17 protein-coding genes are annotated in these 14,132 nt (G+C 50.3%); 16 read left to right on the top strand and 1 reads right to left on the bottom strand.

What is annotated here, in order from left to right; genetic code table 11:
* Positions 1-206 precede the first annotated feature (206 nt).
* The 16 genes from NH395_RS15800 (at position 207) to NH395_RS15725 (ending at position 13,080) form a co-directional block, all read left to right on the top strand.
* On the top strand, positions 207-1,040 hold the full coding sequence (locus NH395_RS15800; RefSeq protein ID WP_253026223.1) for a hypothetical protein: 834 nt from the start codon (positions 207-209) through the stop codon (positions 1,038-1,040).
* 77 nt (positions 1,041-1,117) lie between these two features.
* Positions 1,118-1,606: a hypothetical protein gene (locus NH395_RS15795; RefSeq protein WP_253026221.1), complete on the top strand. Its 489-nt coding sequence runs from the start codon at positions 1,118-1,120 to the stop codon at positions 1,604-1,606.
* Between the two features lie 87 nt (positions 1,607-1,693).
* Entirely contained in the window at positions 1,694-3,277 is a 1,584-nt protein-coding gene (locus tag NH395_RS15790; RefSeq protein ID WP_253026219.1) for an ATP-binding protein, read from the top strand.
* A gap of 116 nt (positions 3,278-3,393) precedes the next feature.
* Entirely contained in the window at positions 3,394-4,716 is a 1,323-nt protein-coding gene (mauJ, locus tag NH395_RS15785; protein WP_253026217.1) for a methylamine utilization protein MauJ, read from the top strand.
* 90 nt (positions 4,717-4,806) lie between these two features.
* The gene (locus NH395_RS15780) at positions 4,807-5,673 is read left to right on the top strand and encodes a hypothetical protein (protein WP_253026215.1); all 867 of its coding nucleotides are present in this window, start codon (positions 4,807-4,809) and stop codon (positions 5,671-5,673) included.
* A 587-nt stretch (positions 5,674-6,260) separates the two neighbouring features.
* Positions 6,261-6,980, top strand: a complete 720-nt coding sequence (locus NH395_RS15775) for a hypothetical protein (protein WP_253026213.1) — start codon at positions 6,261-6,263, stop codon at positions 6,978-6,980.
* 84 nt (positions 6,981-7,064) lie between these two features.
* On the top strand, positions 7,065-7,610 hold the full coding sequence (locus NH395_RS15770; RefSeq protein ID WP_253026211.1) for a DUF6624 domain-containing protein: 546 nt from the start codon (positions 7,065-7,067) through the stop codon (positions 7,608-7,610).
* 73 nt (positions 7,611-7,683) lie between these two features.
* The gene (locus NH395_RS15765) at positions 7,684-8,280 is read left to right on the top strand and encodes a histidine phosphatase family protein (protein ID WP_253026209.1); all 597 of its coding nucleotides are present in this window, start codon (positions 7,684-7,686) and stop codon (positions 8,278-8,280) included.
* An 86-nt stretch (positions 8,281-8,366) separates the two neighbouring features.
* On the top strand, positions 8,367-8,645 hold the full coding sequence (locus NH395_RS15760) for a BrnT family toxin (protein ID WP_253026207.1): 279 nt from the start codon (positions 8,367-8,369) through the stop codon (positions 8,643-8,645).
* The gene (locus tag NH395_RS15755; RefSeq protein ID WP_253026205.1) at positions 8,642-8,914 is read left to right on the top strand and encodes an antitoxin; all 273 of its coding nucleotides are present in this window, start codon (positions 8,642-8,644) and stop codon (positions 8,912-8,914) included. Before NH395_RS15760 ends, NH395_RS15755 begins: the two co-directional genes overlap by 4 nt.
* A 323-nt stretch (positions 8,915-9,237) precedes the next feature.
* A complete protein-coding gene (locus NH395_RS15750) occupies positions 9,238-9,780 on the top strand; it encodes a macro domain-containing protein (protein ID WP_253026203.1) in 543 nt (180 codons plus the stop codon).
* A gap of 76 nt (positions 9,781-9,856) precedes the next feature.
* A complete protein-coding gene (locus NH395_RS15745; protein ID WP_253026201.1) occupies positions 9,857-10,276 on the top strand; it encodes a GFA family protein in 420 nt (139 codons plus the stop codon).
* A gap of 67 nt (positions 10,277-10,343) precedes the next feature.
* Positions 10,344-10,820 carry an OsmC family protein gene (locus NH395_RS15740; RefSeq protein WP_253026199.1) on the top strand — a complete coding sequence of 159 codons (477 nt, stop codon included), beginning with the start codon at positions 10,344-10,346 and terminating at the stop codon, positions 10,818-10,820.
* A gap of 55 nt (positions 10,821-10,875) precedes the next feature.
* Positions 10,876-11,502, top strand: coding sequence for an HD domain-containing protein (locus NH395_RS15735; RefSeq protein ID WP_253026197.1), 627 nt, complete (start codon positions 10,876-10,878; stop codon positions 11,500-11,502).
* A gap of 205 nt (positions 11,503-11,707) precedes the next feature.
* Entirely contained in the window at positions 11,708-12,502 is a 795-nt protein-coding gene (gene cysE / locus NH395_RS15730; RefSeq protein ID WP_253026195.1) for a serine O-acetyltransferase, read from the top strand.
* A 77-nt stretch (positions 12,503-12,579) separates the two neighbouring features.
* The gene (locus NH395_RS15725; RefSeq protein WP_253026193.1) at positions 12,580-13,080 is read left to right on the top strand and encodes a hypothetical protein; all 501 of its coding nucleotides are present in this window, start codon (positions 12,580-12,582) and stop codon (positions 13,078-13,080) included.
* An 83-nt stretch (positions 13,081-13,163) separates the two neighbouring features.
* Here the strand turns inward: NH395_RS15725 and NH395_RS15720 are convergent, their stop codons facing one another.
* Positions 13,164-14,042, bottom strand: coding sequence for a LysR family transcriptional regulator (locus NH395_RS15720; RefSeq protein ID WP_253026191.1), 879 nt, complete (start codon positions 14,040-14,042; stop codon positions 13,164-13,166).
* Between the last annotated feature and the right edge of the window lie 90 nt (positions 14,043-14,132).

Here is a 14,132-nt window from a genome sequence, read left to right as displayed (position 1 = left end):
TCCGCCTAAAAGGCGGGAAACGGGCAAAAAACACACACATAACGGGAGAAGCGTGTCTGAATCTTTGATTTTTTGTCGACTCAAACCGCGATTGGCGATAATCGGCAGTTATTCAGACCTTCCCTAAGTAAACATGCAGGTGCGTTTATGCAATCATTAGGACGCTCCGTCTAACACCTGTTATGCATTTTATGAGGATATGTAGAATGGCGAAATTTTGCCTTTTCTTGTTAGTTTTTATCAGTGGTGCGACTTTCGGTGGTGATGCTGAAGGGAGTACGGCGAAGATGTACACGATTGACCTGTTCTCAATACTATCTTTTGCTCTAGCAATTGCAGCATTCTTTGTCTCAGCATTTTTAGGATGGCTTTCTTGGCAGTTCTATATGAAATCCAGCGAGGTCTCAGAAAAAACTAATGAGGCCGTCTCTCGGGTGGAAACAAGCATTTCAGGTATTCAGAGCGACATCACAGAGATTGTGAGGAGGGCTGTTGGATATTGGGTCGATGGTTCTGGAACAAATGATTCTCCAGAACAGATTGATGATTTGAATGATAAAGTCGAAGAGTTACGTAAACAAATATCAACCCTTGGGAAAGGGAAGCCAGAAGCTGAAGATATTGAGAAAAAGTTCGAGGATCTACTAAGTTTTCAGAGGAATCAACTAAAAAACCTAAACACCTCTCTGTTCGACGCAAAGGTTCGCTCGATATTTCCCTCGGCAGATAAAGGGCCAGCTGTCGAGTTGACTCAAAACACAACTAAGAACGATAAAAAGGCCAAGGAAGGGCAGTTGATTATCGAAGTAACGCGTCCGGTAAAAATTGCTACTGCAACAGGTAAGTTTTCTCCTCCGTTCGAGGATATCCCCGATCTTTCAGTAGAGCTTGAGTCATCGCCCTACGGAGATGGGGGCGACGTAGTTATTACCTCAGGGGTTGGGAAAACAAGCGATTTCAACGTTCATCTGAAAAGCTATGAAGGGCTGCTGAAATCAGGGCAGTACGTAGTGAACTACGTCGCAAAAGACAATGCATAACCAGTGGCTGTTGTCGGACGTACCTACGCTAGCGCTCCGGTGGGCCGCAAAGCCAAAGCGTTATGCGTCCGGGTAGTATGGAAGAACTATATATAAAATTGAGCGACATAGATGCGCTAGAAACATGGAAAGATCATGTTCAAGGCTTTTCTAGGCCTGACGTGGCAGAGGCATATGAGAGAGCGCAGCCTCTATGGGTTCATAGGATGATTTGTGAGAACAAGCTCTATTTACACCCTGATGTAATTGAGCAGCTTGAGCGGCAAAGCTGGATTCCAAATGATCTGCATAAGCGGATGATATGGGCTAGCCTCATAGCTTCTGATGAAAGCCCAAATAGCAAGAAGAGAATGTACAAGATAAAGGATAGCCTTATCAGAAAATATGGTAAGGATTGGTGGGAAGATGTTTATTTTCGCCTTAAGCATGTGTACGCAGCCAAAGAAAGAATAAAGAAAATTCACTCTGGGCCAGCGGTGTCAGCCTTTATTACTAATACATTCATTGGTTCAGAAGCCGCCAATGACGAACGAATTAAAGCGCTAAGAATGATTCCACGATCATGATGCACATAACAAGCCGCTGCAAGGGAAAAACTACGATCCGCTCTGTTTTTCCCCTGAGCGCGGCGTTAACTAAACAAGAGAGGAAATATGACGTCTGCCATCAACAAAGCAATTTTGCGACTTCCAAAACGTGCAGAGTCGTCAGCGAGACCAAAACTGATCCAGACTTTCGTCGATGTAGGTCCTTTATTTTCTCTCTTAAGTGGAATAGACCATCAGATTCTCTACGGAAGGCGAGGCACCGGAAAAACGCACGTATTAAATTACTTAGCGGATAGCAAAGAAAAAGAAGGCGATGCCGTTGTAGTCACAGACTTAAGGAATATCGGCTCTAGTGCGGGGTTATACGCTGATGCAACAGTTCCCCTTCCTGAGAGAGCAACGAGGTTGCTTGTTGATGCCCTGTTATCGATACACTCTTCTCTCTATGAGTTCTTCTTGGATCGAGCCGAAGAATTAGACTTGTCTCGGAGCGGACCAGCATTAGATCGATTGGCTGACGCAATTACTGAAGTGAAAGTTGTTGGAGATGTAGAGACTAGTAAGACTATATCGCATTCGCGCAGCCAAAGTTCGAATATTAGATTTGAATTGGGTGTTGCAGCGAATCCATCCGTTAAATTGGGATCTTCGGATAATGCCTCAGAAAACCAAAGCGGAGAAGAGACAACAAGCAGAAGTGGGAGAGAGCAGCTTTATGTAAACTTCGGTGCGACTAGCTCAGCATTTAGAGAGATCGTTTCTTGTCTGAATGGAAAGCAACTGTGGGTTCTATTAGACGAGTGGAGTAGCATTCCGATCGAGCTTCAGCCGTATCTTTCAGATTTGATACGAAGATCTCTATTTCCCGCTTATGGGATAACTGTGAAAATTGCAGCAATCGAGCACCGCTCAAACTTCATGATATATAAAAGTAATGGGGATTATACAGGGATTGAGACAGGTGCTGATGCTTCTGCAGATGTAAATCTGGACGATTTCATGGTTTTCGATAATGACTCTCATAGGTCTCAGGTTTTCTTCCAGGAACTTTTGGCTCAACATATTATTGCAGCTGCAAAAGATATTGGATTAGAAGATGATATTCCAAACAAAACGAGAGAGCTAGTCCGGCAATCTTTCACCGAGAAGCGAGCAGTAGAGGAGTTTGTCCGAGCATGTGAGGGCGTGCCACGAGACGGGATTAATATAATTTCTTTGGCCGCTCAAAAAGCGATAGACAGCGCAATCTCTGTTAGTGATATTCGAGCTGCGGCTAACAATTGGTATCAGCGGGATAAAGAAAAGGCTGTAAGTTCCAATACGATCGCAAGGGATCTCTTGCATTGGATTATTGATCAAGTAATTGGGCAGCGTAAGGCTAGGGCCTTCTTGCTACAAACGGGTGAAGAAAGCGAAATAATAGAAGCGCTATATGATTCCAGGGTTCTCCATATTCTGAAACGAGGAATCTCATCGCGTGATCAACCAGGTGTTCGATATGATGTTTACAAGCTTGATTATGGTTGCTACGTAAACTTGTTAAGTACGTCAAAAGCGCCGCAGGGGCTGTTACCCCTAGAGGATAGCTCTTCAGATGACTTTATTGATGTCCCGCCAGACGACTATCGCTCCATTCGTAGAGCGATTCTAAAATTGGATGAATTTCTTGAAGCTCGTCCCGTCAGTTAACCAAAGGCTCCAGCCGACAGGTTTTTCGCTATCGCTTCAAACTTGCGGCTGAGCCTCGCTTTATGTGTCAGCACTCAAAGATTAAGGATGGAACACCACAGGCATGATTAAAGCATATGACTAGGAAGTTTCTGCAAAACCCGCTTACGGAGGCGGCTCGCCAATCAGAGGAACACGGCAACTGGATGGTTGCTACTGTTGACCCTCGTATGAGCTGGCCTAATCAACGCCAGCTTGTTACGTTTAACGGGAAGGAATTTGTTCTTTTTCCCGATTCATCTGATGCAGACCAAACAGCTGCAATAGCCTTAAGGTCAGATCGTTATGGGTTAAGCTCCGAAGAAGCTCGCCAAGAAATAATGCGTTTCTGCAGTGCGCTCTCTTGGACAGAAGGAAGCGGCGTCTCAATTATTGCTTGGAGTGGAGGAAATCTTCCAAGACCTATTGGTGTTCGAAGGGGGCGAATCATCACTGATTTTTTAGAAGTCAGGGATATGCCGACTCCAAATACCGCTCAGGAGCGAGCAGCAATTGCGTTTTATCGAGAAGGAATATCACTTGATAATCCCTTTTATGGTTTTTTGTCGCTATTTAAAGTAATTGGTGCGCTTCTTCCTAAAGGAAAGCAGCGTGAAGCATGGATCACTGATGCATTAGAGCGTGTGGACGATTATCGAGCCAAAGAGAGGCGTGAGGAGCTTAGGTCACACAGTATAGATGTGAGCAAGTATTTGTGGGACGAATGCCGTAATGCTGTAGCGCATGCTGAGAGAGATCCGTATGTAAACCCTGACGAGGTTGATGACCATTTCCGATTATCGAAGGATATCCCCCTTTTAAGAAATCTCGCAGAATTAGCTATTGAAGAGAATACAGGCCTCAAAAGATCACATACGCTCTGGCGAGAACACCTTTATGAGTTGGCAGGGTTCAAGGAGTTTCTTTCAGAGGAAGTGATAGAAAAGCTGAAGAACTCGGTCCCGATTCCAGATGGTACAACTGTTCAGATACCAGACTCGTATACGGTAGTGGCTCGTCGTGGAGCTGAAGTTTATGCATTTGAGAACATGAAGCCAGAAATTGCGGGGCAGATTGAGGGAGGCATGGTTTTTGACCTAGTTTCAGATGACAGCGCAGTTCGTTTTAGAACTGTGCTGTCATTCGCCGATGAGCGATTGGTTTTTGATCCTGTTCAAGGGATAGGGTTTACACCAGATCGAGGGGATCAGACTCTTATTCGTCACGAGTTAAATGTGCTCCGCTTTCAACGATGCATACTAAGTAATGGGCATTTGGAAGTTTGGGATCAGGAGAGTGAAGTGATGCTTGGGCGATCTGAAGCATGTATACCCGTGAACTGCTTTGTTAATATGGAATATTACGATACAGAGTTCGCTACATTAGAGAAGTTGTTAAATGATGATTCTGAAGGCCTATAACAATCACATTAAATTCACTCCCTATCGGTCGCCGGACGCTCGTACCTCGCGCCGTTTATGTGGGTGTTATACGGCAGTTGGACCATCGGCGTGAGCCAATTTCTTGCATCTTTCGATAATCGTGAAATAGCGGCATTGTTTTGGCTCTCTGCAGCGCTTATTGCAGCAGCTTTGCACCCCAAAATTCGGGCCTCAATGGTGAGAGTGCTGCGAGCATTCTTCGTTCTGCCAATCTTGGTCGGCGTCCTTCTTTTGGTTGCATATTTTGGGTGTGTTGTCCTGCTTTTTGCGCAAATTGGTATTTGGGCGCCATCTCAGTTGAAGCTGACGCTTTTGTGGCTTGGGACGGCGGGATTTCTTGGCCTTTTCTCCGCGCCTAAAGTCAGCGAGGATCCTGATCTCATTTCGAAAGCTGCGAAGGAAATATTCCAGTTAACGGTCGTGTTTGAATTCTTCGTCAACTTGTATCGCATGCCTCTTGTGGCGGAGATCGTCTTCGTTCCACTATTAGTGCTTCTGGGGGCACTGATCGCAGTATCTGAGCTGGATAAAGCTCAACGCTCCGTCAACAGACTCTTGACGGGGTTTGCCGTTGTCATCGGTTTCGTGTTCTTGGCTTATGCCGCTTGGAAGACAATTAGTGATCCTGCATCTGTCGCTACCTTTGAGACAGCTCGGAGTTTCATTCTCCCAATTGTGTATTCGCTTCTGCTCCTGCCATTCGTTTGGGCGGTCGCAGTATATATCGCCTACGAGTCCATATTCATTAGGCTAAAGTTTGTGGCGAAAGATGAATCTCTCCATCCCTATATCAAACGATCCCTGATTCTCAGGTTTCGTGGCAATATTCGGTATCTTCGGGCTTGGTTTCAAGCCGCCTGGTTTCGCACATTCGCTACGAGGAAAGACGTAGATGATTCCATCCGGTCCATGCTCGACGGTGTATCTGCCGTATAACCCAAACGTTGGGTGGATGTTTGATAGGAGAATTGTGTGTCTATTGATCCAATTGCAGTATGGGCGAATATGAAGTAAAAAAATTTGGCCTGAACGGTACTGGATGCTGGATCTGGTTGATGCATCAGCCCCAAAGCTGCTAGCTTGTTTATCGAAAGTGCTAACCGCTATAGCTGTTTGATCCGTGATCAAGCGGGTGTATCAGCCATTGTCGAGGAAACAGCATTTAAGCGATTAAAATCCGAAGTTCCGGTTAGGGGGGGGGGCTTCGGTCCGTGCCGAGTCGTGTCGACGGATGGAGACCTTCCATTCGATGTCATCGGATTCTTTCGCCCTGTTTTAGAATTGTTAAATGATGAGGGGATCAAAGCAGGCCCTCAGTGTGGTGCCGTGTTCGATCACCTGTTTATTTACGAACGGGATGTCGAGCGTGCAAGCTCTCTGCTAGAGGACTTCATTAGTAAGGCTCGGGATATAGATGATCCCACCCAACAATGCACGCCACATGGATGGCTTTTTCAGCTCCGCTCCAAAAGGCTACCGGTACGCTCTGCGTTATGCCGAAGGAGGCAGACCTAGGAACAGTAATGCGTAGTCGAGACGTTTACGTAATTGGTGGCCTTGGCGTTTTTCTCGTTGTCGCCACAGCTTGCTCGTTGTGGGCGGGTATCCTAGAGACTTCATCGGCAATTGGAGCGTTGGCCACCTTGTTGGCGGCGTTTCTTGGCGCATACTTCGCGTTTGCATTGAATGAGCAGCGAGAGTTGAGGAAAGTCCACGATGAGCAGAAGGTTGCACTCAACCGTTCATTGTTTGTCCTGGCTCGCCAAATTAATGCGATTGAGAACTATTATTTTCAAGCGGCGCCTTTCAGCTCGCCTCACGAAAGAGCATTTAGTATGCCGGCATTCAAGCCTCCCAGCTATGCGGAGCTTGCTCATGATTTCGACCGGCTCGCGTTCCTGCTTGACTCCTCCGAGTCTCAACTCTTGATGGATTTGACTGTAGAGCAGGAAAGATTCGAGCAGGTCATTGAATCAATCAGGATCAGAAACGAGTTCTACGTGGGCGAAATCCAGCCTGCAATGATTGAGCATGGGCTGACCGGAAGGCCGTTTACTTTCGAAGAGCTTTATCAGGCGCTAGGAGAGAGGCTTGTTTGTGGCGCGATGGATGGTTCAAAAAATGTCTGGGAACACCTTGAGGGATCCCGGAAATCATTGCCCGAAATGCATAAGAAATTGCTTGGAATGGGGCGAAAGCTTTTCCCAGGGGAAAGTCTGGTGATGTGGAACACTGAGGCATAACCAGTCGCTGTTGCCGGACAATTTTTCCACCGCTGCGCGGCTACAAAATTGCCGCAAAGCCAGGCGTTAACTGCGAATGAGCCCATGAACCAGAATCTTGCGGATGAGCTGGTCACTATGATGACAGAAGACCAGTGGTTGTTGCAGCAACTCTACGATTCCGGAAAACTGCCATCTGAGTCTTATCATCCCCGGATGAAAGCCTTGCATGAGCACAATGCTTCCCGACTGAAGGTGATTATTGCTGATAACGGCTGGCCCGGCGTTTCGTTAGTTGGGGAAGAGGCTGCCAAAGCTGCATGGCTGGTCATTCAACACTCTGTTTCAGATCCCGAGTTCATGGGTGAGTGTGTCTACTTACTAGAGGATGCCGTTGCGAGAGAGGATGTAGCGGGCTGGCAGTTGGCATTCCTCCAGGATCGGGTGCGTACGCTATCTGGCAGGCCTCAATACTACGGCACCCAGTTTGATGTTGATGAAAGCGGTTGGCCAACACCGTTTCCTATCGAGGATTCTGCTACGGTTAATGAACGCCGTGCGCGTCTTGGGCTGAACTCCATCGAGGAGCGCCAAGAACAAATGACTGAGCAGGAGCGGAAGCGCCGTGCCAATATCGAACAAACCAGTTAACAAAACGCGGCTCTCGTACGCCCTTGTATCTGTTTCGCTGCGTCAAGGTCGCCGGTCCGCTCTGTGTTAGAGCATGAAAAGTATGGACATATTTCTGTTGAGACATGCCGAAACTGAGTCAAACCAAGCTGGCTCACTCGCTTCGGGGAGTGGGGATGCGTTGACTGAGTATGGAAAATGGCAGGCCCAAGCGATTGTCGGCGACCTTATGAATTTAGATTTAGAAGCTATTCTCTGCTCTCCCTACTCTAGGGTTTTGGATACGGTTGTGCCTCTCGCTCAAACCGCTTCGATCCCCGTTGCGGTTCACCCCTGTTTAGCCGAAGGCCAATTGGTGCTTGATAGCTCAGTCTCTCACGAAGAACCCGTTTACATGCCGCACACGTCCGGCCAACTTTATCCAGCAGAAGATGAGCAAGCTGGCGCATTTCTCAGGCGAGCTTTGCAGGCGAAAGAGCTAATCTTGTCTCAATCCGCATCTAAAATCTTGGTAGTGACTCACGGGCACATGATCCGTGAGCTGCTGAACATTATTATGGATTTGCCAGAAAAAACACGATTCCCCCACGACAACTGCGGACTAAGTCTCGTTTCTTTCGGGGAAGTAAACACGATAGGCTTCCTTAATCGGGCTATGTGCTCTAACAAAACCGTGCACCGGAGGCTATAAGCGTCGCTCTCGCGTCACTTTTGGCTCCGGTGACGGCAACGCTATTTGTTGAGTACAAAAAGTACACAATGTGCTACATTTGACACATGAAAGCCATCACATGGAACCCAGAGAAGAATAAGCTTCTCCAAGAGGAAAGGAGCATCTCGTTTGAGGATGTGGTTTTGCACATCTCGATCGGAGGCATCCTGGATACGTTCGAGCATCCGAATCAGGAACGGTATCCGGGCCAACAAATCCATGTGATTGAGATAGAGGGGTATGCGTATTTGGTCCCCTTCGTGGAGTCGGAGGATGAGGTTTTTCTGAAAACGGTCATCCCAAGCCGAAAAGCGACCAAAACCTATTTGGGAGGTCCAAAATGAGCAGACTGTATAAAGAAGAGCAGGAAATTCTGGATGCGTTCGAGGCAGGAGAGTTGCAGCGTTCGCCAGACAGGGAAGACATGAATGTGCGGCATCAACAGTACGCTGAGGCCATGTTCAAGAAAGATGCCCGTATTAACATAAGACTCTCCTCCAAAGATCTTAGAGGGCTCCAGAAGAAAGCCCTGGCGGAAGGCATCCCCTACCAAACACTGGTTGCCAGCATCCTGCATAAATATGTGGAAGGTCGCTTGCACGAGGATCGATAGCTAACCAGGTCATGCACCAGATGCCAAAACCTCGGCTTCGTGCTGATTTTGTCACTGGTGGTGGCTGGCGTTAGAGCAGAAAAATATGATCCACGAACCGATTGCTCTCATCGTCATCGACATACAGCGCAGCATGAAGAGCCCCGGTACCTGAGGGAGGAGCAATGCTGGCGTCGTGATTGATGAATGCGCGAAGCCGATGCAATCATTGAGGGCAATGAACCAAAGCGCTTTTTCAGTCTACACTTTCAGTATTTGCCGCAGTCACCAAGGCTCAGCATCAGTAGAGTCTGCATGATATTTGGCAATAGACGGAGGAGCCTATGAACGACAACCGCATCAGCGTGCAGTGCGTGGTGGGCGATATTGCCCAACAGCCCGATGTCGATGCCGTGGTCAATGCTGCCAATGCGCAATTGAGAACCGGCGGTGGTGTCGCCGGTGCGCTTCATCGCGCTGCCGGGCCAGGCTTGGCGGAAGAAGGGCAGCCTATGGCGCCTATCGCCCCGGGCCAGGCGGTACTCACTGGCGGCCATGACCTGCCTAACCGTTGGGTGATTCATTGTCTGGGTCCGGTGTATGGCGTGGACAAGCCCGAAGATCAGTTACTGGCAGACTGCTACCGTAATGCGCTGACACTGGCTGAGGAGCACGGCATTGAGCGGCTGGCCTTTCCGGCGCTTTCCACGGGTGCCTTTGGCTACCCGGCGGAGCAGGCCGCACAAGTATGCGCGACGACCCTTGAAGCCATACTGCCCACTTTGCACAAAGTGCGTCTGATCCGCTTTGTTTTATTCGATGAAGTGGCCCGGCAAACACTCCACGACGCATTGTCTCAACGCTTGACCATTGATCCAGCGGGCTAGTAGCGGCGTTTATTCCCTCATTGAGACTACAGTGGGGGCATCAGAGTTGATGGAAGCACAACTGAAGGAGACCAAGATGGCATCTACCACACAGCGTCAGGGGGCTTGCCTGTGCGGTCTGGTCAGCGTCACTGTTACCACCAACAGCCACCATGTCGGCGTTTGTCACTGCTCAATGTGTCGAAAGTGGGGTGGCGGCCCGATGTTTGCGGTTGAGTTTGCCGGTGATGTGGATTTCCAAGGCGCAGAGCATATTTCCATCTTCAGTTCCTCAGAATGGGCCGAGCGTGGTTTCTGCCAGCAATGTGGCACTCATCTCTTCTATCGCTTAAAGCAGGATGGTCATTACGCGCTTCCCGTTGGGCTGCTTGATGGCTCGGATGATTGGCAAATAACCGAGCAAATATTCATCGACCAAAAGCCGCGCTACTATTCGCTAGCAGAAAAAACCAAGCAGCTGACCGGCGAAGAAGTGTTCGCCCAGTATGGTGAATAAAGGCCAGTCGACGGGTGCGTCTCCGTTTAAGCGATGAGGCGGGTCATTTCTAAAGAGGGAAGCGTCAATGTCTGAAAAAGGTCGGCACGATTATGCCGCTACCGTTGTCTGGACGGGGAGCTCAGGCGAGGGTACTAGGCATTATCGCGCCTTCTCGCGTGACCACGAGATAACGTGCGCCAGTAAACCGGCAATCTTCGGGTCGGCAGATCCCGCCTTCCTGGGCGACTCGTCCCGTTATAACCCGGAAGAGCTATTGTTAAGCTCACTGTCGGCATGCCATATGCTTTGGTATCTGCATCTGTGCGCCAACGCTGGCATTACGGTAACGGAGTACACAGACAACGCCACGGGTCGAATGATCGAGACGACCAATGGCAGTGGCTATTTCGAGAGCGTAACGTTGAAGCCACGCATCCGAATCGGGGCGGCTGACGACAGCGAACTGGCGACATCCCTGCACGATAAAGCACATTCGTTCTGCTTTATTGCCAATTCTGTCAATTTTGACGTTGGATGTGAGCCTGAGATTCTCACCGGGTAATCGACGTGCCTGACAAGTGCAGGCATTAACGGTACATGACGAATAAGGATGTAGCGTGGTAGAGCATTATGAACACCAGTTCATCAGCTTCATTAACGCTGAAATGGAGCAAGACACGGCGCATGATTTGAATCATGTATTGAGAGTCGTCAAAACCACCAAATCGTTATGTGCAATAGAAGGGGCGAAACTTGAAGTGGTTTTGCCGGCCGCGTATTTACATGATTGCTTTTCATTCCCCAAGAATCATCCCGACAGGGCGCGGAGTTCTTTTATCGCCTCCGATAAGGCGTTGGATTTTCTGGCGGCCATCGATTATCCGCCTGAGTATCACAGCGACATAGGACATGCGATTGTCGCGCATAGTTTCAGTGCGAATGTATATCCTCAAACGATAGAAGCACAGATTGTGCAAGACGCCGATAGGCTGGATGCGCTTGGGGCTATCGGGATTGCAAGGTGCCTTCAGGTGAGCACAGGTTTAGGGGTGGGGCTGTATGACCCAGAGGACCCGTTCTGTGAAGCTCGTGCGCCAAATGACCGTGTTAATACGGTTGATCACTTCTATACAAAGCTACTTAACATTGCTGAAACCATGAACACGAAATCTGCCAAGGAAGAGGCGGACAAGAGAACCGCCTTTATGAAGCAGTTTTTGACTCAGTTAGGCGCTGAAATATAAAGGGAAGCACGTATTCGAAAGCCAAGGCATTAACGCCTACCTTCAAGGGGGAGGTTGAGCCGTTAAAGGAGGCGTCACCCTGCCATGCGAAGGAATGCGTCTTCGATAAATGGGAAGGGCTTGAAGGGAGGTCGGCTCTACTGCCATTGCCAAGCCATCGAGGATCCGGAATACGTCAGTTTTAGACATCGGGAGGTTAAATCACGTGCAGATCGAAGACGCTACCTGGCAGACGTTACGTGAAGAGGTGCGCGCTCTGGCAGGGTCAGAGCCGATCCTGGCGAGCTACCTGCATGCGACGGTAATCAACCATTGTGAGCTGGAAGATTCGCTGTCTTACCTGCTTGCAGGCAAGCTTTCCTCGCCTGATCTCCCTGCCATGAGCCTTCGGGAGGTGATTTCTCAAGCCTTCGCTGATTCCCCCGACATCAGGAAGGCGATCCGCAATGATCTGGCGGCGGCCGCTGATCGTGACCCGGCGGCGCATGGTTTTGCGAATCCTTTTCTGAACCACAAGGGGTTTCACTCCTTGCAGGCGTATCGGGTATCCCACTGGTTCTGGACGAAAGGGCGGCGGTCTCTGGCGCTCTATCTGCAGAGCAGGGTCTCCGAGGTATTTGCTGTGGATATCAATCCTGCTGCTGTCTTGGGTGATGGGATATTCATCGACCATGGCAATGGCGTTGTCATCGGTGAGACGGCGGTGGTTGGCGACAACGTGTCCATGCTTCAGGGCGTAACGCTTGGTGGCACGGGGAAGGAAGCAGGGGATCGGCATCCCAAGGTTGAGAGTGGCGTCCTGCTGTCGGCAGGCGTCAAAGTGCTTGGCAATATCCGCGTAGGCGCTGGCTCCAAGGTTGGTGCAGGCAGCGTGGTGCTTCAGGATGTGCCGCCGCATACAACGGTCGTCGGCGTCCCGGCACGAGTCGTCGGTAAGCCTGGCAACGAGCACCCGGCTATTTGCATGGACCAGCGCTGTGAACAGGCAGGCAATACCTGACCACTGCCGTCGAGAAGCGGCCACCTGCCAAGGCAGTTAGTCAGAATACCAACAACAAAACTCATGGAGGATCACTAATGCGTACATTAATCACGGGCATCATGCTCTTGCTACTGTTGCCCAACCTTGCCTTTGCAGGGCAGCTTTGGGGGCCGACCAACGCCGGGATGACGGTAGAGGAGGTGTTGCACGCGGTGGATGGGGCCTACCGGGTAGAGGATGGTGGTCGCCTGGCCACCACGGCGATAGAAGAAGTGCGCAAGGATGATGTGGCGCTAGCCGGCGAGATATTTACTCAGCAGTTTTACTTCATGAACGGCCAACTTACCCAAGTCACCTTCAAGCTGGACGACGCGCGAGATTTCGAGACCAATCTGGGGCTGGTGGAGGCGCTGACGAACGACCTGCGCGAGCAATATGGGGAAGAAACGGATGCCGAAACCACCAAGGCCGGTATCATGCGAAAAGCTACCGTGACCTGGATCGAGGGTAGCCGCAAGATAAGGATTTTTCTGATGTCGATGGGGCAGGACAGTTCGTTGCTGAAGGTGAACTACCAGGCCTATTTTGGCGATTAGGCGTGAACTGAGGGATTGCGCGCCAAATACCTCGTCCCGGTACCCAAGTCTGGCATTGCCGCTTTGATGTGCCTTGTCGTCAATTATTCGCTTCTGCTTTCTTCCAGTGCCTCGATCATCATGCGCGCGGCGTTGGAGAGCGTGCGGTTGTTGTGCACCAGATAACCCAGGGGTCGATGGAGCGGGGCGGTGGCAACCTTGAGCTCCACCAGATCGTGGTCGATCATCTTTTCGGGCAGCAGGCTCCAGCCGAGCCCGACGCTGCACATCATCTTGAGCGTTTCCAGGTAGTTGGTCGCCATGCTTACCGGCAGTTCAAGCCCCGCTTGTTCAAACCGTTGGGCGATCAGCGAGCCGGTAAAGGTTTTGGCCCCCGGCATCACGCAGTTGTGTTGGCAAAGGTCGGCCAGTGACAGTGCGCTTTGCTGGGCGGCGAGCGGGTGGTCGGTGGCGCAGACAAAGCACAGCCGGTCGCGCCAGAGCTCCACGACATGCAGTTGCTCAACGGGGTGGGGCGCCAGGGTGACCACACCCATTTCCAGCGAACCATCGCGCACGCCCTGATAGGCGAATTCCGAATCAAGAAAGTGCAGGTCCAGCGCCACCGCTGGGTGGCGCTGGGTATACTGCTTTAATACCGGCGGTAAACGGTGCAGGCCAATATGGTGGCTGGTCGCAAGCGTCAGCGGCCCGCCCACCTGGCCGGACAGGTTGGCAAGCGCCCGGCGGCTGTCCTCGACCGTGAACAGAATTTGCCTGGCCTGGGGGAGCAGCACGCTACCCGCCTCGGTTAACGCGATGCGTCGGCCAATGCGGTCAAACAGTCGTGCGTCTACCTGCGATTCCAGAGTGGCAATGCGCTTGCTCACCGCCGGTTGGGTCAGGTGAAGCTGTTCAGCCGCCCGGGAGAAACTTTGCGTGTCGGCTACGGCCAAAAAGGCTTGAAGGCTTTGGGTGTCCATCGCGTCATGTATCCACTTGGCAAACTGTCTTGTATTCTAGTTTGGAATCTATTCTATGAATAACATGAATTGCTTTTATCTTCGAGCCGC

It is taken from the genome of Halomonas sp. Mc5H-6, assembly GCF_024124705.1.
Taxonomy (GTDB): Bacteria; Pseudomonadota; Gammaproteobacteria; order Pseudomonadales; family Halomonadaceae; genus Vreelandella; species Vreelandella subterranea.
This window is presented reverse-complemented; position numbering and strand designations above follow the sequence as displayed.

Excerpts from the sequence above, each read along its gene's own strand:
- NH395_RS15800 (WP_253026223.1), top strand. The coding sequence starts at position 207 with ATGGCGAAATTTTGCCTTTTCTTGTTAGTTTTTATCAGTGGTGCGACT.
- NH395_RS15795 (WP_253026221.1), top strand. The coding sequence starts at position 1,118 with ATGGAAGAACTATATATAAAATTGAGCGACATAGATGCGCTAGAAACA.
- NH395_RS15790 (WP_253026219.1), top strand. The coding sequence starts at position 1,694 with ATGACGTCTGCCATCAACAAAGCAATTTTGCGACTTCCAAAACGTGCA.
- mauJ (WP_253026217.1), top strand. The coding sequence starts at position 3,394 with ATGACTAGGAAGTTTCTGCAAAACCCGCTTACGGAGGCGGCTCGCCAA.
- NH395_RS15775 (WP_253026213.1), top strand. The coding sequence starts at position 6,261 with ATGCGTAGTCGAGACGTTTACGTAATTGGTGGCCTTGGCGTTTTTCTC.
- NH395_RS15770 (WP_253026211.1), top strand. The coding sequence starts at position 7,065 with ATGAACCAGAATCTTGCGGATGAGCTGGTCACTATGATGACAGAAGAC.
- NH395_RS15765 (WP_253026209.1), top strand. The coding sequence starts at position 7,684 with ATGAAAAGTATGGACATATTTCTGTTGAGACATGCCGAAACTGAGTCA.
- NH395_RS15760 (WP_253026207.1), top strand. The coding sequence starts at position 8,367 with ATGAAAGCCATCACATGGAACCCAGAGAAGAATAAGCTTCTCCAAGAG.
- NH395_RS15755 (WP_253026205.1), top strand. The coding sequence starts at position 8,642 with ATGAGCAGACTGTATAAAGAAGAGCAGGAAATTCTGGATGCGTTCGAG.
- NH395_RS15750 (WP_253026203.1), top strand. The coding sequence starts at position 9,238 with ATGAACGACAACCGCATCAGCGTGCAGTGCGTGGTGGGCGATATTGCC.
- NH395_RS15745 (WP_253026201.1), top strand. The coding sequence starts at position 9,857 with ATGGCATCTACCACACAGCGTCAGGGGGCTTGCCTGTGCGGTCTGGTC.
- NH395_RS15740 (WP_253026199.1), top strand. The coding sequence starts at position 10,344 with ATGTCTGAAAAAGGTCGGCACGATTATGCCGCTACCGTTGTCTGGACG.
- NH395_RS15725 (WP_253026193.1), top strand. The coding sequence starts at position 12,580 with ATGCGTACATTAATCACGGGCATCATGCTCTTGCTACTGTTGCCCAAC.
- NH395_RS15720 (WP_253026191.1), bottom strand. The coding sequence starts at position 14,042 with ATGGACACCCAAAGCCTTCAAGCCTTTTTGGCCGTAGCCGACACGCAA.